The 24,719-nt window shown below is 61.1% G+C and carries 20 protein-coding genes and 1 tRNA gene; 11 read left to right on the forward strand and 10 right to left on the reverse strand.

From position 1 onward, the window contains the following. Nucleotides 1–17: 17 nt before the first annotated feature. The 3 genes from tsaE to RHM62_RS18825 all read left to right on the forward strand — a co-directional run bounded on the left by tsaE (nt 18) and on the right by RHM62_RS18825 (nt 3,615). Nucleotides 18–503, forward strand: coding sequence for a tRNA (adenosine(37)-N6)-threonylcarbamoyltransferase complex ATPase subunit type 1 TsaE (gene tsaE, locus RHM62_RS18815; protein ID WP_322123548.1), 486 nt, complete (start codon nt 18–20; stop codon nt 501–503). Continuing rightward, entirely contained in the window at nt 467–1,831 is a 1,365-nt protein-coding gene (locus RHM62_RS18820) for an N-acetylmuramoyl-L-alanine amidase (RefSeq protein ID WP_322123549.1), read from the forward strand. The genes tsaE and RHM62_RS18820 overlap by 37 nt, the downstream gene beginning before the upstream one ends. A gap of 209 nt (nt 1,832–2,040) precedes the next feature. Then, the gene (locus RHM62_RS18825; RefSeq protein ID WP_322123550.1) at nt 2,041–3,615 is read left to right on the forward strand and encodes a methyl-accepting chemotaxis protein; all 1,575 of its coding nucleotides are present in this window, start codon (nt 2,041–2,043) and stop codon (nt 3,613–3,615) included. 56 nt (nt 3,616–3,671) lie between these two features. Here the strand turns inward: RHM62_RS18825 and RHM62_RS18830 are convergent, their stop codons facing one another. After that, nucleotides 3,672–4,325, reverse strand: coding sequence for a VTT domain-containing protein (locus RHM62_RS18830; RefSeq protein ID WP_322123551.1), 654 nt, complete (start codon nt 4,323–4,325; stop codon nt 3,672–3,674). Between the two features lie 115 nt (nt 4,326–4,440). Between RHM62_RS18830 and mutL the strand changes: the two genes are divergently transcribed. From mutL to RHM62_RS18845, 3 genes are all read left to right on the forward strand, one after another. Continuing rightward, entirely contained in the window at nt 4,441–6,279 is a 1,839-nt protein-coding gene (gene mutL / locus RHM62_RS18835; RefSeq protein ID WP_322123552.1) for a DNA mismatch repair endonuclease MutL, read from the forward strand. Continuing rightward, nucleotides 6,276–7,241, forward strand: coding sequence for a tRNA (adenosine(37)-N6)-dimethylallyltransferase MiaA (gene miaA, locus RHM62_RS18840; RefSeq protein WP_416172275.1), 966 nt, complete (start codon nt 6,276–6,278; stop codon nt 7,239–7,241). Before mutL ends, miaA begins: the two co-directional genes overlap by 4 nt. Nucleotides 7,242–7,278: 37 nt before the next feature. Next, nucleotides 7,279–7,355 (forward strand) — tRNA-Met (locus RHM62_RS18845). 108 nt (nt 7,356–7,463) lie between these two features. On the opposite strand, the gene RHM62_RS18850 is transcribed toward RHM62_RS18845, so the two are convergent. Next, nucleotides 7,464–7,868 (reverse strand): DUF393 domain-containing protein, encoded by a 405-nt coding sequence (locus RHM62_RS18850; protein WP_322123553.1) that lies wholly within the window; start codon nt 7,866–7,868, stop codon nt 7,464–7,466. Nucleotides 7,869–8,394: 526 nt separating this feature from the next. Between RHM62_RS18850 and hflK the strand changes: the two genes are divergently transcribed. The 5 genes from hflK to RHM62_RS18875 all read left to right on the forward strand — a co-directional run bounded on the left by hflK (nt 8,395) and on the right by RHM62_RS18875 (nt 12,334). Further along, a complete protein-coding gene (gene hflK / locus RHM62_RS18855; protein WP_322123554.1) occupies nt 8,395–9,456 on the forward strand; it encodes an FtsH protease activity modulator HflK in 1,062 nt (353 codons plus the stop codon). After that, nucleotides 9,453–10,427 carry a protease modulator HflC gene (gene hflC / locus RHM62_RS18860; RefSeq protein WP_322123555.1) on the forward strand — a complete coding sequence of 325 codons (975 nt, stop codon included), beginning with the start codon at nt 9,453–9,455 and terminating at the stop codon, nt 10,425–10,427. Before hflK ends, hflC begins: the two co-directional genes overlap by 4 nt. A 178-nt stretch (nt 10,428–10,605) precedes the next feature. After that, nucleotides 10,606–10,866 carry a hypothetical protein gene (locus tag RHM62_RS18865; protein WP_322123556.1) on the forward strand — a complete coding sequence of 87 codons (261 nt, stop codon included), beginning with the start codon at nt 10,606–10,608 and terminating at the stop codon, nt 10,864–10,866. 58 nt (nt 10,867–10,924) lie between these two features. Beyond that, entirely contained in the window at nt 10,925–11,263 is a 339-nt protein-coding gene (locus RHM62_RS18870; RefSeq protein ID WP_322123557.1) for a CzcE family metal-binding protein, read from the forward strand. Nucleotides 11,264–11,467: 204 nt separating this feature from the next. Beyond that, entirely contained in the window at nt 11,468–12,334 is an 867-nt protein-coding gene (locus tag RHM62_RS18875; RefSeq protein ID WP_322123558.1) for a mechanosensitive ion channel family protein, read from the forward strand. A gap of 245 nt (nt 12,335–12,579) precedes the next feature. Here RHM62_RS18875 and RHM62_RS18880 read toward each other — a convergent pair whose 3' ends face one another. The 8 genes from RHM62_RS18880 to RHM62_RS18915 form a co-directional block, all read right to left on the reverse strand. After that, on the reverse strand, nt 12,580–13,350 hold the full coding sequence (locus RHM62_RS18880) for a DUF6683 family protein (protein WP_322123559.1): 771 nt from the start codon (nt 13,348–13,350) through the stop codon (nt 12,580–12,582). Between the two features lie 141 nt (nt 13,351–13,491). After that, nucleotides 13,492–16,587 (reverse strand): efflux RND transporter permease subunit, encoded by a 3,096-nt coding sequence (locus RHM62_RS18885; RefSeq protein ID WP_322123560.1) that lies wholly within the window; start codon nt 16,585–16,587, stop codon nt 13,492–13,494. A gap of 2 nt (nt 16,588–16,589) precedes the next feature. Further along, nucleotides 16,590–17,732 (reverse strand): efflux RND transporter periplasmic adaptor subunit, encoded by a 1,143-nt coding sequence (locus tag RHM62_RS18890; RefSeq protein ID WP_322123561.1) that lies wholly within the window; start codon nt 17,730–17,732, stop codon nt 16,590–16,592. Nucleotides 17,733–17,772: 40 nt separating this feature from the next. Continuing rightward, nucleotides 17,773–19,095, reverse strand: coding sequence for a TldD/PmbA family protein (locus tag RHM62_RS18895; protein ID WP_322123562.1), 1,323 nt, complete (start codon nt 19,093–19,095; stop codon nt 17,773–17,775). Further along, the gene (locus tag RHM62_RS18900) at nt 19,095–20,528 is read right to left on the reverse strand and encodes a TldD/PmbA family protein (protein WP_322123563.1); all 1,434 of its coding nucleotides are present in this window, start codon (nt 20,526–20,528) and stop codon (nt 19,095–19,097) included. The genes RHM62_RS18895 and RHM62_RS18900 overlap by 1 nt, the downstream gene beginning before the upstream one ends. A 373-nt stretch (nt 20,529–20,901) precedes the next feature. Next, nucleotides 20,902–22,590, reverse strand: a complete 1,689-nt coding sequence (locus RHM62_RS18905) for an ABC transporter ATP-binding protein (protein WP_416172276.1) — start codon at nt 22,588–22,590, stop codon at nt 20,902–20,904. A gap of 8 nt (nt 22,591–22,598) precedes the next feature. Continuing rightward, nucleotides 22,599–23,753: an ABC transporter permease gene (locus RHM62_RS18910; RefSeq protein WP_322123565.1), complete on the reverse strand. Its 1,155-nt coding sequence runs from the start codon at nt 23,751–23,753 to the stop codon at nt 22,599–22,601. 11 nt (nt 23,754–23,764) lie between these two features. Next, entirely contained in the window at nt 23,765–24,703 is a 939-nt protein-coding gene (locus RHM62_RS18915) for an ABC transporter permease (protein WP_322123566.1), read from the reverse strand. Nucleotides 24,704–24,719 lie beyond the last annotated feature (16 nt).

Genomic DNA, 24,719 nt, shown 5'->3' on the forward strand with positions numbered 1-24,719 from the left:
GAAAGTCATTCTACGAGATGCAACACACCACCGCCCACCTGAAAGACGAAGCCGGCACGCTTGCGCTCGGTGCCGCACTGGCACGCGCACTGGTGCCGGGCCTGACGATTTACCTGCACGGCGACCTCGGTACCGGCAAGACGGCGCTGACGCGCGCGCTGCTGCACGCGGCCGGCTACGCCGGTCACGTCAAGAGTCCGACCTACACGCTGGCAGAGCCGTACACAATTCAATTGCACGCGATTGAAGTGGACGTGATCCATTTCGACCTGTACCGGATGCTCAGTGCGGATGACTTCCTCGACGCCGGTTTCCGCGAATATTTTAATAACAGCAACATCTGTATCGTCGAATGGCCGGAAAAAGCCGATGGCGTGTTGCCACCCGCTGATATCGACGTGTTTTTGACCGTGGCCGGTGCAGGTCGTGAGGTAGAATTGCTCGCGCATTCCGACCAGGGTTCTCAATGTCTCGACCGTCTCAAATTCGCTCCAAACCTGTAACGCCACTTTCCAGCCGCATGCGCCGCACTGTCCTGCAGGCCGGCGGCACCCTGCTGCTGTCGGTGATTGCTCCCGGACTCGCCCGCGCCGCGCAAATCGTTGCGGTGCGCGTCTGGCCTGCCGATGATTACACCCGCGTCACGCTCGAAAACGATAGCGACCTGAAAGCCACCCACTTCGTGATCAAGGATCCGGAACGGCTGGTGATCGATATCGAAGGGCTGGAACTCAATACGACGATGAAAAGCCTGGTTGCCAAGATCCAGTCGAATGATCCGTACATCAAGCAGGTCCGGGTCGGCCAGAACCGGCCGAACGTGGTGCGTCTGGTGTTCGACCTGAAGGCTGAAATCACGCCGCAGGTGTTTACACTCAAGCCGGTCGGCGATTACCAGCACCGGCTGGTATTTGACCTGTATCCGAAACAGGAACTCGATCCGATTGCCGCACTGATCGAAAAAGGCGAATGGTCGAAAGACCAGAAATTCGATCCGTCTGCCCCGGTAGCGCAAGCTGCTCCCGAATCCAGACCCAGCGGCAGGAATGACCCGCGCCTGAAATTCCTCGATCCGAACGTGGCCCGTCTCGAGCCGCGCGAAGAAAAAATCCCGCCGCTGACACGGCTGCTGACCATCGCGCTCGATCCCGGGCATGGCGGCGAAGATCCGGGGGCAGTCGGCCGTAACGGCAGCCACGAAAAAGACGTGGTGCTGGCCATTGCCAAGCGCCTCAAGGCAAAGATCGAGGAGCAGCCGAACATGCGCGTGATGCTGACCCGCGATGGCGACTATTTCGTGCCGCTGCATGTACGCGTCGAAAAAGCCCGCAAGGTGCAGGCCGACCTGTTCGTGTCGATCCATGCCGATGCCTTTGTCGAACCGACCGCGCGCGGCTCGTCAGTTTTTGCGCTCTCCGAAAAAGGGGCTACGTCGACCGCCGCGCGCTGGATGGCCAACAAGGAAAACGCCGCCGACCTGATCGGCGGCGTCAATATCAAGGACCACGACCGGCAACTGGCCAGCGTGCTGCTGGACCTGTCGACCACTGCGCAGATCAGCGACAGCATGAAACTGGCCAAGGCCGTACTGGGCGAAATCGGCGGCATCAACCGCCTGCATAAAGGCTCGGTCGAGCAGGCTGGCTTTGCGGTCCTCAAGGCACCGGATATTCCGAGCATCCTGATCGAGACGGCCTTCATTTCGAATCCCGAAGAAGAAGCCAAGCTGAGCGATAACGCCTATCAGGACCAGATGGCGATTGCGATACTCAAGGGTATCCGCATCTACTTTGCCAAGAATCCGCCGCTGTCGAAAAACCGCATGACCTGAGCAGACCGGGCTGACAGCGCGCCGGCCCGCACTTCCTGACAACGCTCCCCGGCAACACGCTGCAGGAGAGCGATCGGGCGCAATATTACTTTTGATCACCCGCAAAAGGTAATCGATTCGATCGACATGGACAGCTACACTGCCCCGAAACATTCCCAGTGGCAATACTGTCACTCACTCTTACCGCGCTCCTGAGCTCCTCCTCCCCCATGACATCGACCACCATGAAAGTCAGCACACGGCTGACGATCGGCTTTTCCTTGCTGCTGTTGCTGCTCGCTATTGCTACCGGCATCGGCTTGCACCGCATGGGACAGATCGAGCAGCGGCTTGAAAAGATTGTCAATGTCAATAATGTCGAACTGAGCTACGTGCTGGAAATGCGCCTGACCGTCTACGACCGGATGGTGGCCATTCGCAACATCATCCTGCAAAGTGACGTCAACGAGATGCGACCTGAAGAAGCCAGGATCAAGGAGGGCGCGGCAAAATATGACCGCGCGGAAGTGCAACTCAAGACGCTGATCGCCGCATCGGGTGACGTCAATCAGGAACAGGACGCGGCGCTGGTGCGCATCGGCGAACTACGACTGATCGCGTTGCCTCTGTTTGCGAAGGCGACCGAATTGGGGCTGGCAGACAAGAATGACGAGGCCCGTGACGTGCTGTTCAATGAGGTGCGTCCGGTGCAAAAAAAGTGGCTCGATGCCCTCACTAACCTGATCAACCTCGAGAAAAAGTACAACGAAGCCGCCGCACAGGAGGCCGCCGCGGAATATGCCAGCGCCCGCATCCTGCTGCTGGCCTTCTGTGCATTGGCGCTGGTGGTCGGCATCGTCGCCGCAGTCATGATTACCCGTACGCTGATGCGCCAGCTCGGTGGCGAACCGGACTATGCCGCCGACGTCGTCAACCGCATTGCCGCCGGCGACCTGACGGTTCAGGTGGCATTGCGCCCTGGTGACAACGGCAGCCTGCTGTTTGCAATGAACCAGATGCGCACCAATCTCAACGGGATCGTTGGCCAGGTGCGCCAGGGCACCGACACCATCGCGACCGCCTCGGCCGAAATCGCCAGCGGCAACCTCGACCTGTCGTCGCGCACCGAACAGCAAGCCAGTTCGCTGGAAGAAACCGCCTCGTCGCTGGAAGAACTGACCAGTACCGTCAAGCAGAATGCCGACAATGCGCGCCAGGCCAACGTGCTGGCACTCTCGGCCTCCGACATTGCAATCAAGGGTGGCAGCGTGGTCGCGCAAGTCATCACGACGATGAGCGCGATCAATGATTCGTCGCGCAAAATCGCCGACATCATCAGCGTCATTGATGGCATCGCCTTCCAGACCAATATCCTGGCGCTGAATGCGGCCGTCGAGGCGGCGCGTGCCGGCGAACAGGGACGCGGCTTTGCTGTGGTGGCAACGGAAGTGCGCAGTCTGGCGCAGCGTTCGGCAGCAGCGGCCAAGGAAATCAAGCTGCTCATCAATGACTCGGTCGACAACGTCAGCAATGGCAGCAAGCTTGTTGATGTCGCCGGCCAGACCATGGGCGAGATCGTCGGTAGCGTCAAGCGCGTCACCGACATCATTGGCGAGATCACCTCGGCCAGCCAGGAACAGACCGCCGGCATCGAGCAGATCAACCAGGCCGTGGCACAGATGGATGAAGTCACGCAGCAGAACGCAGCGCTGGTCGAACAGGCCGCCGCCGCCGCGCAAAGCCTGCAGGAGCAGGCTGCAGCGCTATCGGGGGTTGTCCATGTTTTTCAGGTGAGTAGCAAGTAGGGTGCAAAACCGCAGGGCATCGCACCAGGCGCACCGGTCAAGCCGGCACCAACCCGTCAGCTAGTGCGCACCCGCGTCATTTTCCGGTAGACCTTCCACAAGCCGCCCAGTACGACCGGTACGACGGCCGCGCCGACGCCAACCAGCACGATCGCGCTGAGGTGATCACGGATGACCGGAATATTGCCGAAGAAATAGCCGGCTACCGTCAGGCCGGTGACCCAGGCGACGGCACCGGTGACGTTGTAGAACTGGAAGGCGGCAAAGCGCATGCCGGAGACGCCGGCCACGAACGGCGCGAAGGTTCGCACGATCGGCACGAAGCGCGACAGCACGATGGTCTTGCCGCCGTGTTTTTCATAAAAGGCGTGAGTCCGGATCAGCGCCGCCTGGTCGAGCCAGCGGTAATTGTGGGTGAATACTTTTTGCCCGATCGCGCGGCCGACGAAGTAGTTGAGCGTGTTGCCGGTGATGGCAGCGGTGATCAGCAGGACGTTGAGCACCAGCAGGTTCATCTGGCCTTCGGCACTGAATGCGCCGGCAATGAAGAGCAAGGTATCGCCCGGCAGGAAGGGCAGCACGATCAGCCCGGTTTCGCCAAAAATGATCGCAAACAGGACTGCGTACACCAGCGTGCCGTATTCGGTAATGAAGGCACCGAGGTATTTGTCGATGTGCATGACCATGTCGAGCAATTGCATGAAATCCATAGTTTTCCTGGGGAACTCTTTTGAGGTGGGACGGCAGACAGCTTGAGCCGGAATAGTACACTACCGACTCTTCAGCCAAGCCGGTTTGCCCGACGCGCACCGGTATAATCGCCCGATGAATTCTCCTCTGACAGCCCCCCGTTCGATCGCCGCCCTGCCCGACCAGTTGATCTCCCAGATTGCCGCCGGCGAAGTGGTCGAACGCCCTTCCGCCGTGGTCAAGGAATTGCTCGAAAACGCGCTCGACGCCGGTGCCACCCAGATCACCATCCGTCTCGAACAGGGCGGCATCAAGCGTATCGCGATCACCGATAACGGTCGCGGCATCCCGGCCGATGAAATCCCGCTGGCACTGGCGCGTCATGCGACCTCGAAGATCGCCTCGCTGTCGGACCTGGAGAACGTCGCGACGCTGGGTTTTCGCGGCGAGGCGCTGGCCTCGATCGCCTCGGTCGCGCAACTGACGCTGACCACCCGCACCGCCACCGCCGCGCACGCCTGGGAGATGAGCGGTAGCCAGCCGGCACCGGTGCCATCGTCCGGCGCGCCCGGCACCACCATCGATGTGCAGGACCTGTACTACAACACGCCGGCGCGGCGTAAATTTCTGAAGTCCGACCAGACCGAATATGGCCATTGCGCCGAGGTCGTGCGCCGCATTGCGCTGTCGCGGCCGGACGTGGCGTTCTCGCTCACGCACAACGGCAAGACCGTCGATCACTGGACACTGGCCGACATGGACCGGCGCAGCGCGCACATCCTCGGCAGCGATTTCAGCGCCGCCCGTCTGTCGCTCGACGAAGCCGCCGGCCCGCTGCGCCTGCACGGCTATGCCGGCTTGCCGACCGCCTCGCGCGGGCGTGCCGATGCGCAGTATTTTTATGTCAATGGCCGCTTCGTGCGCGACAAGCTGCTCACGCATGCGGTGCGTTCGGCCTATCAGGACGTGCTGCATGGCGACCGCTATCCGTCGTACGTGCTGGCACTCGACCTTGATCCGGCGCTGGTCGACGTGAACGTCCATCCGTCGAAAATCGAAGTGCGGTTCCGGGATAGCCGCGCCGTGCATCAGTTCGTTTTCCATGCCGTCACGCGCGCGCTGTCGCAGACCTCGGCCACCGCCGACGGCATGGTGCCGGCACCGCAAGCGGCCGGCGCCATGCCATGGCACAGCACGCAGCAGACTCCCGCCCAGCCTTACACACGACAAGGCAGCTTCAGCCAGCAAGCCGAGCCGGGCATCGCCCAAAATAGCGCCCGCTACGGCGCGCTGTTCGGTGGCGCATCCGGTGACAGCAACGAAGCTTTCGAACAGGTCGCGGTGGCGGGCTGGCAACCGTCGCCGTCTGCCGCACCATCGGGCACGGCGGAATTCCCGCTCGGCTTTGCGCTGGCCCAGCTGCAGGGCATTTACATCCTCGCGCAAAACCTGACCGGACTGGTGCTGGTCGACATGCACGCCGCGCACGAACGCATCCTGTACGAACAATTCAAGACCGCGCTCGATACCGACGCCGTCGTCGTGCAGCCGCTGCTGATCCCGGTGACCTTCCATGCCGATGCGATCGAGGTCGGCACCACTGCCGAGAACCAGGCCACGCTGGCTGCGCTCGGCTTCGATATCACCGCGCTGTCGCCAACCACGCTGGCGGTGCGCGCCATCCCGGCCTTGCTGAAGAACGCCGATGCGCAATCACTGGCCCGCGATGTCCTGCGCGACGTACGCGAATTCGGCGGTTCGCGCGTGCTGCTGGAACGGCGCAACGAATTGCTCGGCACGCTAGCCTGCCATACCGCCGTGCGCGCCAACCGCATCCTGACCCTGCCTGAAATGAACGCGCTGCTGCGCCAGATGGAAGCCACCGAGCGCGCCGACCAGTGCAATCATGGCCGGCCGACTTGGGTGCAGATGGCCTTGTCGGACCTCGATCGCCTGTTCCAGCGCGGCCAATGACGATGCCACACCTGCCACTGGCGATTGCCATCATGGGGCCAACCGCCTCCGGCAAAACCGCCGCCGCGCTGGCCATCGCCCGCGTGATCCCGTCCGAAATCATCTCGGTCGATTCGGCGCTGGTATATCGCGGCATGGATATCGGCACGGCCAAGCCGACGGCTGCCGAACGCGCCGCGGCACCGCATCACCTGATCGATATCCTCGACCCGGCCGAGTCCTATTCGGCGATGCAGTTCCGTACCGCGACGCTGCAACTGATCAGCGAGATCCTCGCGCGCGGCAAGCTGCCGCTGCTGGTCGGCGGCACGATGCTGTACTTCAAGGCGCTGCGCGATGGTCTCGATACACTGCCCGAAGCCGATCCCGACGTGCGCGCCGCGCTCGACGCCGACGCCGCCCTGATCGGCTCGCCGGGCATGCATGCGCGGCTGGCGCTGGTCGATCCGGTCACCGCCGCCCGGCTCAAACCGAACGATGCGCAGCGCATCCAGCGCGCCCTCGAAATCCATCACCTCACCGGCCAGCCGATGAGCAGCCTGCTGGCACAAGCAGCACCCGTCGAACTGCCATTCACGCTGCTGCCGATCGGACTGGAACCGTCGGACCGCCGCGTACTGCACGAGCGCATCGCCAAACGCTTCGATGCGATGCTGGCCACCGACGGCCCCAACCTGATCGACGAAGTCATCGCCTTGCGCGGGCGCGGCGATCTGCATCCGGGACTGCCGTCGATGCGCTGCGTCGGCTATCGCCAGGCCTGGGAATATCTGGACGGCCAGATCGACCTGGCCACGCTACGCGAAAAAGGACTGGCCGCTACCCGCCAACTGGCCAAGCGCCAGCTGACCTGGCTGCGCGCGATGCCGGAGCGGCACGTCATCGACTGCCTGGACCCGCAGGCCAGCGCACTGGTACTGGCGCAGATAGAAATTGCCCGCCAACAGCAAATTTCGGCTTGACAGACATAGACTGAAACCCGATACTCTCGGGCTGTTTGGTGATATAGCTCAGTTGGTTAGAGCACAGCACTCATAATGCTGGGGTCGGTGGTTCAAATCCACCTATCACCACCAAAGACACGCTGCAAGAAGTCCCGCAATAGTCAAAAAACCGCGTTTCTCATCACGAGAACGCGGTTTTTTTGTGCCTGCGCGCTTCCGCCGTTTCCGGCGGAAAAACCCTCATTTCCCCGGCATCGGATCGGGATAGATTTTCCTGAATATCCACTGAATTCCGGGACGGACCAGCAGGAATCCCCGATAAGCCCCCTCGAGAATCGACGGCATCAACGGCAGCGACCCAATCCGTCCCAACCAGCGCCAGCTCGGGAACAGCAGCCACAGCGCGATGAAAGCACGCGCGCCGCTTAGCACGATACCGTCTGAAGTACGCACATGAAACCGGGACATCAGTTGGGCGCAGCTTCGTCCGGTGGTGTTTTCCGGCAGGTCGGAAGAGACGTCGATCCAGCTGATCGGCACGGTCGACGGGATCTTCCGGTACATGCGGACTTCACGCTGGCACAGGGGGCAGGAACCATCGAAGAAAACACTGACGGGGGCGGGGGCGTTGGAGGGGGAATTCATGCGGGTGACCGGATAATTACAATGACATCACTGTAAAGCAATCCGCGAAATCATTTTTTCGTGCTGCGATTTTCGCGGGCGGGAATGCCCGGAGAACGCGTGTATTCGAGACAGCCCATGCACCAAACGTCATCGGATAGACCTCGGAAAAATAGCAAAAGTATTCATTTTCGACACTTTGCCTCTGTTTTTCAATGCCCTCGCGGGTTGACATGAACTTGCATATCGACGAGCATGACCGTTGTTACATTTGATACATTTGATGCAACAGAGTTCAGACAAGCCAGATCAGACGACGACCGTCACACCGCAATCAGACTATTCACAGCGGTCCTTCTCCACCCGTCACCAGTGCCTGTGCAGTAGCCGGGCACGCGACGCATCGCCACGACCGGCATCCTCCCACGCGCCATGTTGCTCCGCTAGACGGGGCGCACGGCACCTCACGCATCGGCTGGCATGCCAGCAGATATTCCAATGATTCATCGGGCCGGCAATAGCGGCCCCACACCCAAGGAGACGATCCATGCCACCACCAGATATTGACGATATGGCCAAAGAGTTCCGCCAGCGTGCAGCGCGATTCGGCACCCGTCGCATTGCTCTCATCATTGCCGGATTGGTATTTCTGGCCTTCATGATGTCGAGCTGGTTCACTGTGCAGCCGGAAGAAACCGGCGTCATCCAGCGCTTCGGCGCTGTCAACCGCACCGTCGGTCCCGGTTTGCATTACAAATTTCCGATCGGCATAGAGCGCGCCACGATGGTCCCCACCGCACGCGTCCTGAAAGAGGAATTCGGCTTTCTCACGACCGCCACCAGGGCCGGCGAGCGCTCCCAGTACGCCTCTGAAAAAACCAAGTTCAAGGAAGTGTCGCTGATGCTCACCGGCGACTTGAATGTGATCGACGTGCAATGGATCGTGCAGTACCGGATCGAAGACCCGGTGCAGTTCCTGTTCCAGGTACGCGATTCGCGTCAGACGATACGGGACACCGCAGAAGCCGTGATGCGCCAGGTGGTCGGCAACCGCCTCGGTAGCGATGTGCTGACCGTGGGCCGGGTTGCCGTATCAACTGAAGTGAAGGAAGAAATGCAGCGCCTGCTGACCGGATACCGGACCGGTGTCCGTCTGGTGACGGTCGAGCTGCAGGACGTGACGCCGCCTGATCCTGTCAAGCCGGCGTTCAATGAAGTCAACAAGGCGCGCCAGGACCGCGAACGCATCATCAATCAAGCCCAGGAACGCGCCAATCGTGAAATCCCGCAGGCACGCGGCGAAGCGAACCGGACCATCAGCGAAGCCGAAGGCTATGCGGTCGAACGGGTCAACCGGGCGCAAGGGGAAGCAACGCGCTTCACGACCATTCTGGCCGATTATCGCAAGGCGCCCGAAGTGACGCGACAACGCCTGTACCTGGAAGCGATGAGCACGCTATTGCCCGGCGCAAAATCGCTGTATGTGGTCGATAGCGACCAGAAAGCCATGCTGCCGCTGCTGCGCATGGAAGGTGGCCAGACGCCCGTCACGCCAAACAGCGCACCCGCAAGTACGCCCGCGGTAACCCAAGGAGGGACACAACCATGAAGAAAGCCATCAACATCGGCGTCGGTGTCATCGTGCTGGCGGCAGTCATCGGATTTTCCGGCACGTTCTTTACACTGCAGGAAGGCCAACAAGCGGTCATCGTTCAATTTGGTAAGCCGGTAGGAGAAACACTGACCAAGGCCGGCTTGCACATCAAGGTGCCACTCATTCAGGACGTACGCGTGTTCGAGAAACGCTTGCTGATCTGGGACGGCTCGCCGAACCAGATCCCGACCAAGGGCCGCGAATTCATCTGGATCGACACCACTGCACGCTGGCGCATCGCTGACGCCAAGACCTTCCTGGAAAGCGTCGCTTCCGAAGCCGGTGCCCGCTCGCGGCTCGATGACATCATCGATTCGGTTGTACGCGACCAGGTGTCCGGTAGTGAACTGCGCGAACTGGTGCGCAGCGCATCGTGGGTCGTTCCCGAAGGCGAAATCATGGACGAGGTGCCCAGCGAAGTACGCGATGCACTGGAACAGAAAATCGTGCGCGGCCGCGAGGAAATCACCCGCACCATCCTGACCGAAGCCCGCAAGATCATCCCGCAATACGGCATCGAACTGGTCGACGTGCGTATCAAGCGCCTTGACTACATCGAGAGCGTGCGCGAAGGGGTCTACGCGCGGATGATTTCGGAGCGCAAGCGGATCGCCGCCCAGTTCCGCTCCGAAGGCGAAGGCCGCAGCGCCGAAATCCTCGGTGAAATGGAAAAGGACTTGAGCCAGATCCGCTCCAGCGCCTACCGCCAGGTCCAGGAAGTCAGGGGCAATGCCGACGCCAAGGCTACGCGCGTGTATGGCGATGCCTATAACGCCGACCCGGAATTCTATGCATTCTCGCGTACGCTGGAATCGTACAAAGAAGAGCAGAACAAGAATTCGGTGATGATCCTCACCACTGACAGCGACTATTATCGTTATCTGAAGCGCTCGGGCGTGACGCCCGCAACGCGACCAAAACGCTGACCGGAAGCCTTCCATGAAACCCGCCCTGCCGTCATGCAGCGGCGGGTTTCCGATCGTTTTGACCCTGACAAATCACGCGCAACGCGAAGTAGCATTCTCCGGCACACTGTAATCAAACGTAATTAGCGCGATCCCGGCAAAGTCGATTTCTATACTGGCCAATTCAAAGGAGCCCATCATGAAACCCGCATCATTGATTTTGCTGGGAGCGGTTTCTGTCTTGCTCGGGGGATGCGCTGTCTACGGGCCGCCGCCCGCTTACAACGGCTATTACGAGCGCCCATACTATGCCCAACCAGGCCCGGTCTACTCCTCCGGCCCCGTGTATTACCAGGCCCCGCAACCCGTTTATGTCGGCCCGCCCGTTATTCTGGATTTCGGATTCGGCTTCCGCGGTGGTCGCGGTGGCTACGGCGGCGGATGGGGCGGTCACCGCTGACCAGGCTTGCCCGCCAATCCGGCAACCTCCATTTCAACCGCATTAAAGGAACTGCATCATGCAAGCCCGACTTATCCCTTTCCTGTTCGCCGCCGCCCTGAGCGCCGGCTGCGCCACGACTTTTCCCGAGCAACCACTGAGCCTGCTCGGCATTGCGGCTCCGCCCGAAGCCGCCATCAAGACCATTGTGCTGACACCTGGAACGGAGCACGTCAACGTCACCGGCGGCGAAGTCGTCCGCTTCGTCTCGGGAAACAAAACCTTCGCATGGAGTTTCGACGGACCGCTGCAGGTATCGCGCGTCGACCTGATGCGCGTCGCGCCGCCGGGCTTTCTTGGCCATCCGGTGATCGCGTATATCGCGCCTAATCCGATGTACATCGGTAGGGACGAGTAACGACAGCGAAGCATAGTTACCCACGCGTGCGAGCCCGGTTTCTGCGCCAATTCCGACGGTTCGTCGGTGCGTTCGCGTGGGTACGATACCCCCCGAGTCAGCACAGCTGGCATGGCGCTGCGAGATGACCTGTTGACGCCACCAATCTATTACGCCACCCTCGTCTGGTCCGGCGCTCGGCGCCCTCCTCCATAAAGTGCATTCATGAATGACCAGATCAAACACCTCATCGACATCCTGACCGGCTATCTGCTCAGCTATGGCATCAACGTGATTGGTGCCATCGTCACGCTAATCATCGGCACACTGGTGGCGGGCTGGGTCGCACGCCTGATCGACCGGGCGATGCGCCGCTCGAGCCGGATCGATCCGGTATTTCACTACCTGCCCGGCAAGATAGTCCGGGTCGCGATCCTGATCTTCACGCTGGTGGCGGTGCTCAACCGTTTCGGCGTCGAGACCACCAGCCTGATCGCGGTGCTCGGTGCCGCCGGCCTGGCGGTCGGCCTGGCCTTGCAGGGCACGCTGAGTAATGTCGCCGCCGGCGTGATGATTTTGTTCTTCCGGCCGTTCAAGATCGGCGACGTAGTCCAGCTCGATAGCCAGGTCTACATCATCGACGCGGTCGGTTTCTTCATCTGCAAGGGCCACTTGCCGGACGGGCCGGCGGTCTTCATTCCGAATTCCAAAATCTGGGGCCAGACCATCGTCAACCTGTCGGTCACCGACAATGACATCCGCCGCATCGACGAGGGCTACGGCATCGCCTATACCGACAGCATCCCGACTGCGCTGGCCATCCTGCAGCAGATCGCCGCGGCCGATCCGCGCATCCTCGCCACGCCGGCGCCATTGATCAAGGTCGACAAGCTGGGCGACAGTTCGGTCAACATCCTGTTCCGGGTCTGGACCAGCCGGTCCGACTGGTGGGATACCAAGCTCGACCTGGTGCAGCGCTGCAAGGAAGGACTCGAAGCAGGTGGTTGTTCGCTGCCGTATCCGCAGCGCGATGTGCATCATTTTCATGAGGCGGGTGCGGTGCGGAAGACGGGGATGACGGTCGACGAATAAGGATCAGGACAGTGCTGGCTTGCGTTTCTTGCGCGAGGCCGGCAACGGGGATTCGCCTAGGCGTTCGTTGGCAACGGGGGCTGCCGGCTGCGCTTCGCTTCGTCGTGCCGGAGCATCAACAGTTTCATCAACCGCAAGCGAACCATTCGGTGCAATGCCCTTCGGTTATTGCGCCCTACGACCCTTGATGCTTGCTGCCGCACCCGGCATTTTTTTAGGTTGTGCAAACCCTATTCATTGCTCTGTCAGCCAACAAATCCGTTGTTACTGAGCTTCAAATTGCGCAAATGGAGCCCGATTTTCTTGAGTCCTTCGTGCGTTGCGGCCGACATCCGCGCCATCGAATCTTTCTTGCCTTGCTTCAGATAAGCCTGGTAATTCGCCTTCTGCACGATGAGCGGATAAGCAAGCTGCTCAATAAATTCCTGACGTTGTTTGCTATTCATCTGCGACCACTGGGGCGAATTTTTCATACTCTTGCGCAACTGATTGGCGATGCCTTGATACTGCTGTTTTGATGGCATGGGTTGCTGGTTTGCAATCGCCCATGCCTGTCCATACCACAGTGCCATCATGCCTTCCATGGTGCCGCTATCGAGCCCCTCAATCTGCGCAAATCCCGCCATGGCTTGCACCAGATCAGTCTTTTCCGCAGCTTCGCGGATGTCATCGACAGCGTCCGGCATTTGTTTCGCGAAGTCGCGCAAAAAAGTTTCGCGGATTTGTACAGAGAGCGCCTTATCGCGCGAGTAAGGCAGCGGGTTGTTGTTCGTGCTGGCGCGGCGGTTAGTGTTGCCCGACGCTGGCGGCGGTGCTTCTGCCCCCCGTTTTTTCGGCGTACTTCCGGGTTGAGACCATTTTTCGCCCGGCGACGGTGCCAGGCTCGGATAATTAAACTGGTTGCTCAAAAACGATGAAGATTGGTAATAGTCATATTGCGCCATTGCCGGAGATGCAAACAGCGCCACGATAAACCCTGCCAAGGCCGCCCGGATAAAAACGAATGTCATTTTCATAGCAACTCTCCGTATCAAGTTAAACCACGAAGAAATTGAGTGCCACGCGTCGACAAGGTTCAATATTGCCGAAATGCTGAGCACAAAAAGATTTGCAAATCCGCCCGGGCAAAATCTTCACGGAAATGACACTGCGGCACCTCACTCTCCGCAAATCGATGGCGCCTCCGCCCCCCGAAAAAACCCCTTCGCCCGCCGCCCCCACGCATCCAGATACGTATAAGCCACCGGCACCACCAGCAAGGTCAGTAGCGTCGAGGTGATCACGCCGCCGATCACCGCGCGCCCCATCGGCGCCTGCGATTCGCCGCCATCCCCGATCCCCAGCGCCATCGGCAGCATCCCGAAAATCATCGCCATCGTCGTCATCAGGATAGGCCGCAAGCGCACTTGCCCGGCTGTCAGGATTGCGTCGTGCTGACTTTGTCCGGCCAGCTGCGAATGGTTGGTGAAGTCGACCAGCAGGATTGCGTTCTTGGTCACCAGCCCCATCAGCATGATGAAGCCGATGATAGAGAACATGTTGAGCGTGCTGCCGGTGATCAACAGCGCGAGCAGCACGCCGATCAGCGACAGCGGCAGCGAGACCATGATCGCCACCGGTTGCAAAAAGCTGCCGAACTGCGAAGCCAGCACCAGGTAGATGAAGATCACCGCGATACCGAGCGCAGCCACCGCCGCGCCCAGCATGTCCTTCATCTGCTCGGCCTGCCCGCCGACATCGAAGCGCACGCCGTCCGGCAGGTCGATGGTCTTGATGATGGCTTGCACTTCCTTGTTGACGTCGCCGGCCGGTCGGCCTTCGACATTGCCGTAGATGCCGACGCGGCGCTGCAGCGCCTGCCGCTTGATGACTTGCGGGCTGGTCGCCGGGATGAACTCGACGACCTGGCGCAGCGGCACCATGATGACGCGGCCATCGGGCGTCAGGTTCTTGCTGGCGACCGACAGGTTGCCGAGGTCGGTGATGCGTTCGCGTCCGGCTTTCGGCAGCTGCACATTGACCTCGTAATTCTGGCCATCCTGCGCCAGCCAGTAGCTGGTGGTGTCGCCGGCGACGAAGGGCCGCAGCGCCGCGCCGATCTGCTGCTGCGTCAGGCCGAGGTCGCTGGCGCGCTCGTTGTCGATCTTCACGACCACCGACGGGGTCGATGCGGCGAGGCTGTTTTCGAGATCGGTGACGCCCTTGATCGTGGCCAGTTTCAGCATCACCTGCTTGGCGACTGCATCGAGTTTGGCGATGTCCTGGCCGAGGATGGCGATGTAAATCGCCTTCTGAAATCCGACTGAAAGCTCCAGTCCGGCGATCGGTTTGAGGCGTTGGCGAATCAGCGCTTCGAGGTCTTTCTGACGGCGTCGCCCGGTGCTTTTGCGGTCGGTCAGTTTCAGGCTGACTTCGGCAGTATTGGCCCCATCCTGCCCGCCAACGGTGGTGATGACGCTGGCGATTTCGGGGAAGTCTTTCAGCGCGGTTTCGACCTGGCGGATTTTTTCATCGGTGTAGGCCAGGCTGGAACCGACCGCGGTCTTGAACTTCAAGGTGACGAAACCCTCGTCGGTTTCCGGGAACATCTCGGCACCGATCAGCGGCACCAGCGCGAGGCTGCCGACGAACAGCAACAGCGCCGACAACAGCGTGACTTTGCGCCAGCGCAGCGCCCACTCCAGCGCACGGCCATAGCGCACATGCAGCCGGTCGATGCCGTGCTCGATGCGTTCCATCAACCTGCCCAGCCAAGGCAGATAGCGGAAGCGGTTCTCGACCGGATCGCGCCAGACCGACGACAGCATCGGGTCCAGCGTGAAGCTGACGAACAGCGACACCAGCACCGCCACCGTCACCGTGATCCCGAACTGCAAAAAGAAGCGGCCGATGATGCCGTCCATGAACGCCACCGGCACGAATACCGCGACGATGGCGAAGGTCGTTGCCATCACCGCCAGGCCGATTTCACTGGTGCCGTCGTTGGCAGCGTCCTTGTGGCTCTTGCCCATGCCGAGATGGCGCACGATGTTCTCGCGGACCACGATCGCGTCATCGATCAGCAGACCGATGCACAGCGACAGCGCCATCAAGGTCAGTGCATTGATCGTGAAGCCGAACGCCTTCATCGCGATGAAGGTCGCCATCACCGAGATCGGCAAAGTCAGGCCGGTGATGATGGTGCTGCGCCACGAATGCAGGAACAGGAACACGATCAGCATCGTCAGCACCGCGCCTTCGAGGATGGTGGCCTTGACGCCATCGAGCTGGCGTTCGACCGAATCCGAATTCGAATTGACGATGGTCAGCGTGCTGCCGGCGGGCAGGGTTTTTGCCATGTCGGCAACGGCTTTTTTCAGGCCGGTGCCGACTTCGATGATGTTGGCGTCCTGCACCTTGGTGATGTTGATGTTGATCGCGCGCTGGCCATTGACGCGCGAGATCGAGGTTTCTTCGCGTTCGCCATCGACGATGTCGGCGACCTGATCCAGAAACACCGGACCGCTGGCACGGCGCGCGACGACGATCTTGCCGAACGCGCGCGGGTCCTTGATCTTGCCTTCGACCCGCACCAGCTGTTCGGACGGCCCGCGGCTGATGACCCCGGCCGGCATGTCCTGGTTGGTGATCTGGATCGCGCGCAGCACTTCGTCGATGCCGATGTTTTGCGCGGTCATGCGCGACGGGTCGACGTTGATCAGGATCTGCCGGCTGGTGTTGCCGCCGGTGGTGACCTGGCCGACGCCGGCGACGTTTTGCAGGCGCTTGACGACGACCTGTTCGGACAGCGTCGACAAGGCGCGCATGTCGCCGCTGGCCGAGGTCAGCGTCAGCGTCGCGACCGGCTGGGCGTTCTCTTCCTGACGCGCGACGAACGGTTCCTTGGCGTCTTTCGGGAAGGCAGCGCGGACGGTAGCGATCTTGTCGCGCACTTCCTGGATGCCGTGGTCCATGTTGGCCGACAAATCAAATTCAATGAAAGTCAGCGAGCGGCCTTCGAACGAACTCGAGACGATTTTCTTGACGCCGCGCACCGTGTTGACGACGTTCTCGATCGGCTTGGTGATGTCGTTCTCGACCGCTTCCGGCGACGCGCCCGGATACAGCACCTGGATGAACACGAACGGAAACTGCACATCCGGCATCTTCTCGACGCCGAGGCTACGGTACGACGCCAGCCCCAGCACCATCAGCGCCACCATCACCATCGTCGCAAATACCGGATTGCGGATACTGACCTTGGTGATCCACATGGTCAGCCTTTCGTCGCAGGCAGTTTGACCAGCGAACCGGCCTTGATGCCATCGAGCTTGACGGCCAGCACCGGCATGCCGACCGACAGGCCAGCGGTAATTTCGACCATGCCTTCATCGTCATTGCGCAAGCCGGGCCGGACCACCTGTTCAATGATCTTGCCGTCGGCGATGCGCAGCACCGTAGTCACGCCGTCCTTGCTGCGCAATGCCGCCACCGGCACCGCCGGCACCAGCGATGATTTGCCGAGCGTGATGCCGCCCTTGGCATACATGCCCGACTTGAGCGCGCCGTCGGCATTGGCCACCGCGACATACACCATGATCGCGCGCGAGCCGGCTTCGGCGGCCGGATTGATGCGCACCACGTCGCCGGTGAACACGCGCGGGCCGAAACCGTCGACCGCAAAAGTCACGCCCTGCCCGACCTGCACACGCGGAATCTCGCTGGCCGGCACCGGCGCTTCGAGGATCAGCCGCGACAGATCAACGACAGCAAATAGCGCCATGTCGGGCGTGGCTTTTTCGCCGGCCTGCACGTAGCGCTTGCTGATGATGCCGTCGATCGGCGAACGGACTTGTGCATCATCGAACGCACGACGGGCGATGTCGAGCTGGGCGCTGGCCGACTTGACGGCGGCCTGCGCGAGGTCGACGCCATTTTGCGTGGTGTCGAGCGCGTTCTGGGAAATGAATTTTTGCTTCAGGAGTTCGTTGCTGTTTTCGCGGTTCTTGCCGGCCAGCGCGAGGCGGGCACGGGCGTCATCGAGCGCGCCTTCCTGCACACCGACACGCGCCTTCAGATCGGCCGTATCGAGCCGCACGACCACTTCACCACGACGCACCCGGATGCCTTCGGCGACCGGTGCTGCGCGCACTTCGCCGGCCACTTTGGACTTGACGATGGCTTGCTGCTGCGCGGTCAGCGCGCCCGACATCGGCAGTTGTACGCGCAGGTCGCGCGCGATGACGGTGAAGACATCGGCGGCGGCCAGTTCCATCACGGCCGGTGCAGCATTTTTTTCCGGCTCGACCGGTTTGGCCGGACGCATCGACATCACGCCACCGGCGACGGCAATCACGACGACCACGGCGACGGGAATCATCCAGCGTTTGGACGGAGGGAGTGGCTGGTCATTGTTCATTGTTCTTGTGGCCGGTCAGAGGTTGGAAAGCATAAAAACATTACAACACGAACGTGAAATCCTTCACCAGCGCACCCGGCAAGCGCGCGCTGCCGTTGGCCCGCTCGCCATACGAATCGCTGTCGAGCAGCAGTTCGCGCTCGCTCGTCAGCGCCAGCAGTTTATCCCCCAGCAGGCGGAACACCGACTCGTCAAAACGCATCACGTTGAGCGGCGCCTTGATCTCGCCATCCTCGACCCAGAAGGTGGCGAAGCGCGTCATGCCGGTGATGCGGCAATTGGCCCGGTCCGAAAAATTCAGGTACCAGAGATTGCTGACAAAGATGCCCGTGCCCAGCTCGGCCAGCGCGTTCGCCATCGGCAAGGTACCACCGGCCAGGTCGATTGAACTCATCGCTTCGCCGCTGCCGGCCCCGTTGTTGACGAGTCCGTACTCCATCGCCGTGCGCGGTGAAATCATGCTGCCGGTCAGTACGCCCTGCTCGATCAGCGCAATGCGCGGCGGCTTGATGAAGCCATCGGACTGGAAGCCGGGCGCGACACCGCCCTGCGTGTCTTCGCTCAGCGTGATCGCCGGATTGAGGCGCAAGCCTTCGTCGCGCATGCGTCGCAGCGCACTCTGGCGGGTGCGCAGCGACTTCTCCGACAATCCATCCCAATTGAACATGCCGACGATTTCGTGCAGTGCCGTCGGTGTCAGGAAGGCGCGATACGCGCCCGGCCTGACCGTCACCGGCGCGCGCTGCAGCATCGCCAGTTGCACGATGGCGTCCTGCATCTTCGTGGCGAATTCGAGGCTGTCCCAATCGCTGCCGGCATACGACGTCTTGACCGCCTTGTCGCGGCTTTGATAGAGGCTCCAGTCGAGGTTGAAGGTCGCGCTCTGATGCCAGTTGCGCTGCCCGGCGGCATTCGCAAAACCGCGCATCATCGGACCCATCGCGAGGATGCCGACCAGGTCGACGGTGGTCGATGCACGCAGTACCTGATCGACGATGGCTTCGGCCGATGGCAGGCGCGAGGGTTCGATGAATTCGGTCGAGTTGACCTCGGTGGCGACCAGCAAGTGCGGGTCTTCCGGCAGGTCGGGCAATTGCCCGCGCAGTGTCGCGATCAGCTGTTCGATGGTCGCGCCGTCGGCGGCGATATGACCGGCCAGCGCGGCCGTGGCCGATCCATGGCGACGGCCATCGATCAGGTGCAAGGTCAGCGCGGCTTGCTGTACATGACCGCTCTGGCGGATCGCGCTGACGTTGAAGCGCACGAAGTCCGAGGCCTCGGCCGAGTACCAGCATTGATACTGCTCGCTGCCCTGCAGGCGCGCGGCGATGAAGTCGGCCAGTTGGTAGAAATAGGTTTTCATCAGGCTTCTCCGCCGAACACATCGACATTGCCAAACAGGCAGGCCGGTGATGCATGGCCGACCCGGATCACTTGCGACGGCTCGCCCTTGCCGCAAAACGGCGTGCCCATCACATCGGCAGTCGACGCATTGCCGACGGCTTTGAGCGAGCGCCAGAACGACTCCGAGACGCCGCGATAATTCGGATTCTTGACCACGTCCTTGAGCTCGCCATCGACGATCAGCCGGCCGGTTTCGCAACCGAACTGGAACTTGTTGCGCGAGTCATCGATCGACCACGAGACATTGGTATCCATCAGCACGCCGCGTTCGACCGAACGGATCATGTCGTCGAGCGAGCTATCGCCGGCTTCGATATTGAGGTTGGCCATGCGGTCGATAGGCGCGCGGTTCCAGCTGCAGGCGCGCGCGTTGGCGACGCCGTCGATACCGGCGCGGGCTTGCGAAATCGCGCCGCCCAGCGGACGCTCGAGTATGCCGTTCTGGATCACGTAGGTCTTCTCGGCAGGCTGGCCTTCATCGTCCCAACCGTAGCTGGCGAACTGCTCGCTGCGGGTCGGATCGTAGGTCACGTTGAGCAGCGGCGAGCCGTACAGGAAGGTGCCGAACATGTCGAGCGTGACGAAGCTGGTGCCGGCAAAATTGCGCTCGTCGCCGAGGATACGGTCGAGCTCGATCGGATGGCCGATCGACTCGTGGATCTGCAACATCATCTGTTCCGGCATCAGCAGCAGGTCCATCGTGCCGCTCGGGCAGTTCGGTGCGGCCAGCAGTTCGATAGCCTGCGCAGCAACACGTGCGCCACTGCCATAAAAACCGGCATCGGCCAGTACTTCCAGGCCACCCTGCCGGCAATAGCCGTTGTACTGGCCGCCAAGGCTGCGGGTCTGGGTATCGGCACCCTGATTGGCGGTGACCGACAGGTTCGGGATCACGTAGCGGAACTGCTGTTCGAGCTCGCCGCCACCGCTGGTCAGGTACAACTGATGCGTGCTGATGGTGCCGACCGAAGCTGACCAGTCGACGATGCGCGGATCGATCCGGCAGGCCTGCGACTCCTGCATCAGCAGTGCGATCAGGTCCTTGCGGTTGGTGCCGGTGCTGGCGGCACTGGCATAGCGGCCGACCGGATGCGGCATCGTGATCGTCGAGTAGTCGATGACGGAGCGCCCGGCACTGGCGGCGGCCCAGGCCTGCGCGCGGGCGATCGCGTCTTTCAGGCCGGCGCTGCTCAGGTCGCTGGTGGCGGCATAACCGTAGCCGCCGTGATGGATGATGGTGACCATCGCGCCGCGGTCGATGCTGGTGGTGAGTGGCTGCAGGATGTTCTGGCGGACAGTGATCTGCTCGCCTGATTCGTCAACTATGCGCAGCGAGCAAAAGTCGACTGCGGGGATGAGGGTGTGGAAGAGGTGGCGCAGTGTATCGAACATGGGTGGGGGCCTCGAAAAAATCAGGGAAACAAATGACAAAACGAAGTACTGCGGGTATTCCAAAAGTCGCAAACCACATCAGAAGCAACCAGCGCGCCATGCAGAGGTCGCAAACCAGACCAGCAGCAACCAGGGTCAGAGTTTTTTTTCGCGACGCTTTACCGCGAAAATTACTCTGACCCTGCTTGCGGATTCGGAGCACAACCGCACGCGACCGGCTGCACTCCGTCGTCCGTTGTCGGGGTCAGAGTAATTTTCGCGATACCCCCTGCGAAAAAAAACTCTGACCCCGACAACTCTGGCTGCGGTTCACTGCGTAGGGTGCAATAACCAACGGGCATTGCACCGGATGCCCTGACTCCGCACCCCAATCCTAATGCTTCAACCCCTTCGGAATCGCACTCAGCAAAGTCCGCGTATAAGCATGCTGCGGATTACGGTATAGCTCGTCCGAATTGGCCAGCTCGACCACGCTGCCCTGGTTCATCACCATGACCTGATCGGCGATGTACTTGACCACTGCCAGATCATGCGAAATGAAGATGTAGCTCATGTTGAATTCTTCTTGCAGATCCTGCAGCAGGTTCAGCACCTGCGCCTGCACCGAGACATCCAGCGCCGACACCGACTCATCGCAGACCAGTACTTCGGGCTTCAGTGTCAGGCAGCGCGCAATCGCGATCCGTTGGCGCTGGCCACCCGAGAATTCATGCGGATAGCGATGGAAGGCCGCTTCCGGCAATCCGACCTTTTTCAGCAGCGCATACGCCATGCCGGTGCGCTCCTTGTCGTCGCGACCGATCGCATGGATCTGCATCGGTTCGAGCAATATCTGGCCGACCGTGAAGCGCGGATTGAGCGAGGCATACGGGTTCTGAAAAATGATCTGGATGCGCCGCTTGTAGGCCATGAACTCCTTGTTCGACATCGCCAGAATATCCTTGCCCTCGAACAGCGCCTGACCCGAGGTGGCCTGATGCAGTCGCAGCAGCGTCAGCCCGACCGTGGTCTTGCCGGAACCGGATTCGCCGACCACGCCGAGCGTCTTGCCGCGCGCCAGCTTGAACGAGACATCGCTGACGGCCTTGAATTCCTTGCGACCGAACAGGCCTTCGCGCGTGTAAAAACTTTTGCCCAGATTGCGCACGTCGAGCACGATGTCTTCGCTACCGTTCAAGCCGCGGCTGCGCTGCTCGAGCAGGCCGGCCGGTTCGCCATCGCCCTCCAGATAATCGGCGATCACCGGCAGGCGCATCGGGCGGGCGTCGAGCGATGGCCGGCAGCGCAGCAAGGCCTTGGTGTACGGATCTTTCGGCGCTTCGAAGATCTGGCGGATCTCGCCTTTTTCGCGCACTTCGCCGTTGCGCATGACGATCACCGAGTCGGCAATTTCACCAACCAGCGCCAGGTCATGCGTGATGAACAGGACCGACATCTGGCGCTTTTTGCGCAGCGCATCGATCAGATCGATGATCTGCTTCTGGATGGTTACGTCGAGCGCGGTGGTCGGCTCGTCGGCGATCAGCAGTTTCGGTTCGCAGGCGATCGCCATCGCGATCATCACGCGCTGTTGCTGGCCGCCGGACAGCTGGCTCGGGTAGTCGTCGATCTTGGTCGCCGGCGATGGAATGCCGACTTCCTCGAGCAGCGCCAGCGTGCGCGCGCGCGCCTGCCGGCTATCCATGTTCATGTGCAGCTGAAGCACTTCGGCGATCTGGAAGCCGACCGTGAAGACCGGATTCAAGGACGTCATCGGTTCCTGGAAGATCATCGAGATCTCCTTGCCGCACAGATTGCGTCGTTCGGCAATCGATAGCGCGAGCAGGTTGCGGCCTTCGAATTCGATGACGCTGGTGGGATCGACAATCGAGTTCTCGGGCGACAGCAGCCCCATCACGGCCAGCGAACTGACCGACTTGCCGCTGCCGGATTCACCGACCAGTGCGATGGTGGTATTGCGCGGAATATCGAACGAGATGCCCTTGACGGCTTCGACGCTGTGGGTCTTGTCGGTGTAAAAACTGACGCGCAGGTTCTTCACTGAAAGCAGAGGTGTGGTCATCGTCATTCCTATTTGAGCTTCGGATCGAGCGCATCGCGCAAGGCATCGGTAAACAGCGAGAACGCCGTCACCAGCACCGCCATCGCAACACTCGCGGCCACCAGTTGCCACCACTTGCCGAGGATCAGTTCGTTCTGCGCTTCATTGAGCATGCTGCCCCACGACACGGTGCCGACCGGCACGCCAAAACCCAGAAAGCTCAGGATCACTTCGGCCTTGATGAAACCCACCACCAGGATCGACACCTGCACCAGCGCGACGTGGCTCACGTTCGGAAAAATATGCGTGAACATCTTGCGCATGTGCGACGCGCCGATCGCGTCGGCTGCCCAGACGTATTCGCGGTTCTTGTGCTTCAGGTATTCGGCACGGATCAGCCGGTAGGTGCCGGTCCAGCCGGTCAGGCCAAGGATCAGCACGATGGTGACCACGCCTTTTTGCTGCAGCACCGCGGCCACTGCGAGGATCAGCAGCAGATACGGCACCGACGTGAAGATGCTGTAAAACCAGTTGAACAGGTCATCGACCTTGCCGCCGAAATAGCCCGAGAACGCACCGAAGACGGTACCGAGGAAGGTCGCCAGCAGGGCTGCCACCAGACCAACGACGATCGAGGTTTCAGCACCCTTGATGGTTTTCTGGAGGATGTCGTGGCCCCATTTGTCGGCCCCGAACGGCAGCGTTTCCTTGCGCACGATGGCGGCCTTGGCGGCACCGCCCTTGGCGATGTCGGCACGCACTTCGGCCAGCTCGGCACCGATCGGATCGGGGATGCCGTAGTCATTGACGATCACCGGCTGCTGCGACACTGTCTGCGCGCGCAATTCGCGGATGATGTCTTTCAAAGGATCGAGCGGGTTCTCGGGCGGCAGTGCCGCCAGGCCGGGCTCGATCGGCGAGGCACCGCGTTCGGCCGCCGATTGCGCTCCCATGAAGGTCGGCGGAGCGTAATTCACGCCGACTTCGTCAGCCCAGTTGGACGCCACCAGCCCGGTCGCCGACAGCGCCAGCGTCACCAGATAGGCGACCACGATGGCCAGCGCCACCATGGCCACGGTATCGGCGCGCAAACGCCGCCATGCCAGTGCCCATAGTCCAGGCGAAATTCCCGGAGAAATTCCAGGCGAAATTCCCGGCGAAACTGCTGTATCGATATGTGCCATGAATCCAGTTCCTACTTCAGTTGTACGCGTGGATCGACGGCCTGGTACATCAAGTCCGTGAGCAAATTAAAGATCATCGTGGCGGCGGCGACATAGACCGTGATCGCCTTGATGACCGGGAAGTCACTGCGTTCAACAGCCAGAATGACTTCGCGGCCTATGCCCGGGATCGAGAAAAAGCGCTCGATCAGGAAGGCGCCGATCAGCAAGGCCGGCAAGTTCGACATGACGTGCGTGATGATAGGGATGGCGGCATTGCGCAAGACATGCACCCACAGGATGCGGCGCTCGGACACGCCTTTGGCGCGCGCGGTGCGGACGTAATCCTGATTGACTTCATCAAGCACGAAGGTGCGGAACAGCCGCAGTGTCGGCGCGACGCTGACGGCCAGGCCGATGATGATCGGCAGCAGCGAATACTTGAACAGGTTTTCGAGGAAGCTGTCGCCCCAGCCCTGCACCGGGAACAGGCCCAGCTTGTAGGCAAAGAAGTACTGGAACACGATGATGTAGACCAGGATGCTGATCGACATGCCGATGGTACAGGCGACCATGATGGCGCGATCGGTCAATGAGCCGCGCACGAAGGCGATGCCCAGTGCCAGGCCGACTGCCAGCACGGTCTCGAGGATGGTCAATGGGATGAGCACGGTGAGCGACGGGCCGAGGCGCGACAGGATCACATTCGAGACTTTTTCGCCGGTGCTCCAGCTGCTGCCGAAATCGAAGGTGGCGATCTGCTTGATGAAGATCCACAGCTGCACGTAGAACGGCTGGTCGATGCCGAGCTGGGTGCGGATGTTGGCAATCTGTTCGGCGTTCGACATCTTGCCGGCCAGGATGTAGGCCGGGTCGCCGCCTACCCAATTGAACAGCAGGAAGACCAGCAGGATCACGCCCAGCATGGTCGGCAGCATTTGCCACAGGCGCCGCAATATGTAGGAAGTCATGGTGTGCTCGGGTCCT

The sequence above is a fragment of the Actimicrobium sp. CCC2.4 genome, assembly GCF_034347385.1.
Taxonomy (GTDB): domain Bacteria; phylum Pseudomonadota; class Gammaproteobacteria; order Burkholderiales; family Burkholderiaceae_D; genus Actimicrobium.

What these genes read in the sequence shown, in the direction of transcription:
- miaA (WP_416172275.1), top strand. Translation starts at nt 6,276, where the DNA reads ATGACGATGCCACACCTGCCACTGGCGATTGCCATCATGGGGCCAACC.
- RHM62_RS18830 (WP_322123551.1), bottom strand. Translation starts at nt 4,325, where the DNA reads ATGGATTTCATGCAATTGCTCGACATGGTCATGCACATCGACAAATAC.
- mutL (WP_322123552.1), top strand. Translation starts at nt 4,441, where the DNA reads ATGAATTCTCCTCTGACAGCCCCCCGTTCGATCGCCGCCCTGCCCGAC.
- RHM62_RS18905 (WP_416172276.1), bottom strand. Translation starts at nt 22,590, where the DNA reads ATGACCACACCTCTGCTTTCAGTGAAGAACCTGCGCGTCAGTTTTTAC.
- hflC (WP_322123555.1), top strand. Translation starts at nt 9,453, where the DNA reads ATGAAGAAAGCCATCAACATCGGCGTCGGTGTCATCGTGCTGGCGGCA.
- RHM62_RS18895 (WP_322123562.1), bottom strand. Translation starts at nt 19,095, where the DNA reads ATGAAAACCTATTTCTACCAACTGGCCGACTTCATCGCCGCGCGCCTG.
- RHM62_RS18870 (WP_322123557.1), top strand. Translation starts at nt 10,925, where the DNA reads ATGCAAGCCCGACTTATCCCTTTCCTGTTCGCCGCCGCCCTGAGCGCC.
- RHM62_RS18910 (WP_322123565.1), bottom strand. Translation starts at nt 23,753, where the DNA reads ATGGCACATATCGATACAGCAGTTTCGCCGGGAATTTCGCCTGGAATT.
- RHM62_RS18825 (WP_322123550.1), top strand. Translation starts at nt 2,041, where the DNA reads ATGACATCGACCACCATGAAAGTCAGCACACGGCTGACGATCGGCTTT.
- tsaE (WP_322123548.1), top strand. Translation starts at nt 18, where the DNA reads ATGCAACACACCACCGCCCACCTGAAAGACGAAGCCGGCACGCTTGCG.
- RHM62_RS18890 (WP_322123561.1), bottom strand. Translation starts at nt 17,732, where the DNA reads ATGAACAATGACCAGCCACTCCCTCCGTCCAAACGCTGGATGATTCCC.
- RHM62_RS18900 (WP_322123563.1), bottom strand. Translation starts at nt 20,528, where the DNA reads ATGTTCGATACACTGCGCCACCTCTTCCACACCCTCATCCCCGCAGTC.
- RHM62_RS18850 (WP_322123553.1), bottom strand. Translation starts at nt 7,868, where the DNA reads ATGAATTCCCCCTCCAACGCCCCCGCCCCCGTCAGTGTTTTCTTCGAT.
- RHM62_RS18880 (WP_322123559.1), bottom strand. Translation starts at nt 13,350, where the DNA reads ATGAAAATGACATTCGTTTTTATCCGGGCGGCCTTGGCAGGGTTTATC.
- RHM62_RS18820 (WP_322123549.1), top strand. Translation starts at nt 467, where the DNA reads ATGTCTCGACCGTCTCAAATTCGCTCCAAACCTGTAACGCCACTTTCC.
- RHM62_RS18915 (WP_322123566.1), bottom strand. Translation starts at nt 24,703, where the DNA reads ATGACTTCCTACATATTGCGGCGCCTGTGGCAAATGCTGCCGACCATG.
- RHM62_RS18875 (WP_322123558.1), top strand. Translation starts at nt 11,468, where the DNA reads ATGAATGACCAGATCAAACACCTCATCGACATCCTGACCGGCTATCTG.
- hflK (WP_322123554.1), top strand. Translation starts at nt 8,395, where the DNA reads ATGCCACCACCAGATATTGACGATATGGCCAAAGAGTTCCGCCAGCGT.
- RHM62_RS18885 (WP_322123560.1), bottom strand. Translation starts at nt 16,587, where the DNA reads ATGTGGATCACCAAGGTCAGTATCCGCAATCCGGTATTTGCGACGATG.
- RHM62_RS18865 (WP_322123556.1), top strand. Translation starts at nt 10,606, where the DNA reads ATGAAACCCGCATCATTGATTTTGCTGGGAGCGGTTTCTGTCTTGCTC.